Origin of the sequence: Luteitalea sp., assembly GCA_009377605.1 — a bacterium.
Taxonomy (GTDB): Bacteria; Acidobacteriota; Vicinamibacteria; order Vicinamibacterales; family Vicinamibacteraceae; genus WHTT01.
In genome coordinates this window covers 1-2,562 of the sequence record WHTT01000186.1, presented here as the reverse complement: position 1 = coordinate 2,562, position 2,562 = coordinate 1, and the positions used below count along the sequence as shown (strand labels likewise).

At 64.0% G+C, this 2,562-nt stretch carries 2 protein-coding genes and 2 pseudogenes (1 of these 4 only partly in view); 2 read left to right on the top strand and 2 right to left on the bottom strand.

Annotated elements, in window-relative coordinates; genetic code table 11:
- Positions 1-175 (top strand): annotated as a pseudogene (locus tag GEV06_28290) (tetratricopeptide repeat protein); it begins 274 nt to the left of the window's first position.
- Here the strand turns inward: GEV06_28290 and GEV06_28285 are convergent.
- Positions 168-269: pseudogene (locus tag GEV06_28285) on the bottom strand (DUF1772 domain-containing protein). The pseudogenes GEV06_28290 and GEV06_28285 overlap by 8 nt on opposite strands.
- Before the next feature lie 116 nt (positions 270-385).
- Entirely contained in the window at positions 386-811 is a 426-nt protein-coding gene (locus tag GEV06_28280; protein ID MPZ21753.1) for a MarR family transcriptional regulator, read from the bottom strand.
- A 173-nt stretch (positions 812-984) separates the two neighbouring features.
- Here GEV06_28280 and GEV06_28275 point away from each other — a divergent pair.
- A partial coding sequence (locus GEV06_28275) for a hypothetical protein (GenBank protein ID MPZ21752.1) occupies positions 985-2,562 on the top strand: 1,578 nt, incomplete at its 3' end.

Here is a 2,562-nt window from a genome sequence, read left to right as displayed (position 1 = left end):
CTTCTTTCATCTGGCGCAGGCGCACCGGGCGCTGGGCCACGCCGAGGAGTCACGGAGAGCGCTCGCCGAGTTCAAGCGCCTGAGGGCTCGAACGCACGAGAGGGAGCGTCTAGTCTTTCTTCGCCAGCATGAGGTGACCCCACAGGACGTCGATGCGCCGAGGGTGCCACCGTAAGCACGGCGGCCGCGATCAGCGCCTGCACCGAACCGGCCCACACGAGGACGAACAGCGGCTGATTGTTCTGAATGACGCGATCGATCACCTGAAAATGACACCGAGTGTGCGGCCTCGTACGGGCGTCAGAGGCATGCTGCCTCCAGTCAGATTTCGCAGCTTCTTGTGTATATATGCACTGTTCATAGATGAACGGTGTCCGACAAAAAATTAGAGCCTCGCGCTTCCCATCTTGGCCAGCAACGCCCCGAGCTGCTCGGCCTCGTCGCGTGTGAACCGCTTCAACAGGTCGCGCTCGGTCTCCTGCTGCACCCGCATGCCCTCCTTCACGGCTTTCCGGCCTGCTGCCGTCAACGCGGCAAGCTTCGTTCGCCGGTCGTGCGGATCCGATTGGCGCTGCACCAGCCCGTCCGCCTCCAGGCGATCGACGAGCTGCGTGATGTTCGACTTCACACACGACAGGCGCTCCGCCAGCTGGCCCAGCGGCAGCGACCTGCCCGCATCGGATAGCGCCATCAACGCTGCCAGCTTGGCCAACGACAGCCCGACCGCGTTGAGCTTCGACTCCATCTCATCTTCGGCGGTGTGGGCCGCATGTAGAATCGCGAAAAGGCCCAGCGAACGCCTTTCAGCCATAACGTTCACGTATGAATTATACATACTCTGTCTAATTACGCAAGCCTTCTACGCCGCAATCTCAGCCAGAACGTCTTCGTCCTGCGCTGCTAGTTACCCCTCGTACACAGGGCTGTCTTTTTCCTGACACACCCGCCCGCTACCATCGTGCGCCAGTACGCGCAGAGGCCGCAATGCTGCTCGTCGTGCGCGCAGACGGGGGGAGATCTGTGCCGAGAGTCCTGCAATGCGTCCTGATGGTGAGCTTGTTGCTCGTCTCCATTTCCGCTTGGGCTCAGCTGACCACAGGAACCATCACCGGCAGCGCAGTCGACTCGAGCGGCGCACGCGTCCCAGGGGCGACCGTGACGCTCACCAACGAGCAAACAGGCCGCGTACGCGACGCCGTGACCGGCCCGAGCGGGGGGTTTCGATTCGAGTTCGTCGAGCTCGGCGTCCATGCGCTGAAGCTCGAGCTCGATGGCTTCAGGACCGAACACCGAACGGGGATCCGCCTTGGCCAGGCCGGCCAGGTCGTCCTGCTCGACGTCGAGCTCCACGTGGGCGAGCTCGCCGACGCGGTGACCGTCGAGGCGGGGCTTCCCAACCTGGCCACGTCCACGTCGGAACAGCGCGAGAGCCACTCCGGCGAGGAGGCGGCCGAGCTGCCCCTCGGCAGGCGGGACCTCACGGAGATCGTCGATCTCGCCGCGGGGGTGCAGGAGGGACGGAACCCGGGCACCTTCATCATGAACGGCCTTGGCAGCGGATCACTGACGATCAGCCAGGACGGCACCGACGCAACCTCGAACCTGGAGGAGCCGGCAACGGCGTTCTCCGGGGGCTTCAACACGTTGAACATCGTCAGCCTCGAGGCCGTCGATGATGTTCAGGTGACCAAGGGGGTCCTGCCGGCCGAATTCGGGCGCGCGCTCAGCGGCAACCTCAACGTCGTCACGAAGTCGGGCACCAACGTCTTCCACGGAAGTGGCGTCTACATGGTCCGGGACGACGCCTTGAACGCGCGCAATCCCTTCGTGCCCACCAAGGCGGAAGAGTCCTACAAGCAGTTCGCGGCGTCTCTCGGGGGACCGATTCTGCCGCGTCGTGCGTTCTTCTTCGCGGCGTCGGAGCTCGTGCGGTCCTCCACCGCGGGCTCGGTCTCGGCGACCGTGCCGACCGATGCCCTTCGGGCACGCATCCCGCAGACGCTCCCCACGCTGCGCCATGTCGTCTCCCTGCTGCCGTCGCCTACCGAAACGACGGCCCCTGGGGCGCTAACGGGCACCTACGTCGGCCCGGGTGACCAGAAAGTCGACGATGGCAACAATATCGTCAAGATGGATTTCGGCTTGACCGACACCATGCGGGTGACGTGGAACTACAACTACGCGAACCATGCGTTCAAGCTGGGCGGCATGTACTTCCGCCAGCAGTACAGCAACCTGAACCTCGAGAATCCCCGGTTCAGTTACGCCAGTCTCGACGACCTCATCGATAACATCCCGAATGAGATCCGTTTCACGTTCGGCACGCCGCGGTTCCTGGCGACCGTCAACCAGTTCGGACTGTTCGTGCAGGATGACTGGCGGGTCACGCACAACTTGACGCTGAACCTCGGCCTGAGGTGGGACGGCTTTGGCAGTGCCTACGCGGAGGGCGAGGACGGGGGGCCGCCGCACCACTTCAATCCCGACGGGTTCGACGAGAGTTTCGTGCTCGGACCGTTCCGCCCGTTCGACCGGCCGTACGAGCCGGCGTGGTTCAATCTG

What these genes read in the sequence shown, in the direction of transcription:
- GEV06_28280 (MPZ21753.1), bottom strand. Translation starts at nt 811, where the DNA reads ATGGCTGAAAGGCGTTCGCTGGGCCTTTTCGCGATTCTACATGCGGCC.